Origin of the sequence: Pseudomonas sp. FSL R10-1350 (assembly GCF_009600525.1) — a bacterium.
Taxonomy (GTDB): domain Bacteria; phylum Pseudomonadota; class Gammaproteobacteria; order Pseudomonadales; family Pseudomonadaceae; genus Aquipseudomonas; species Aquipseudomonas helleri.
This window is the reverse complement of sequence record NZ_WIVR01000230.1, coordinates 1-278: the sequence shown is the minus strand read 5'-3', so window position 1 is coordinate 278 and position 278 is coordinate 1. Positions and strand designations below refer to the sequence as shown.

1 protein-coding gene is annotated in these 278 nt (G+C 56.8%); it reads left to right on the top strand.

Translation table 11 applies throughout. The features are described from left to right. Positions 1-278 (top strand): transposase (locus GHO25_RS25940; protein ID WP_256677342.1); only part of this gene is annotated, 278 nt, incomplete at both ends.

Sequence of the window (278 nt, the reverse complement as noted above, 5' to 3'; positions counted from 1 at the left end):
GACAACCTTCCCGATGACCTGGCTGCGCTCAAGCAATTACTTGCTCAGATGCAGTCGAAGGTCGTTCTTCTTGAAGAAGAGAATGCGCTACTTCGTCAGCGCCTGTTCGGGCGCAAGTCAGAGCAAACCGCTGATCCGGCGACGCCACAACTGCTGCTGTTTAATGAAGCCGAAAGTATCGACACGCCAGCGCCCGTTGAAGCTGACGAAGAAGTTGTCGCCCCGACCAAGCGCCGTGGCAAACGCAAGCCACTGTCGGCTGACTTGCCACGCATCGA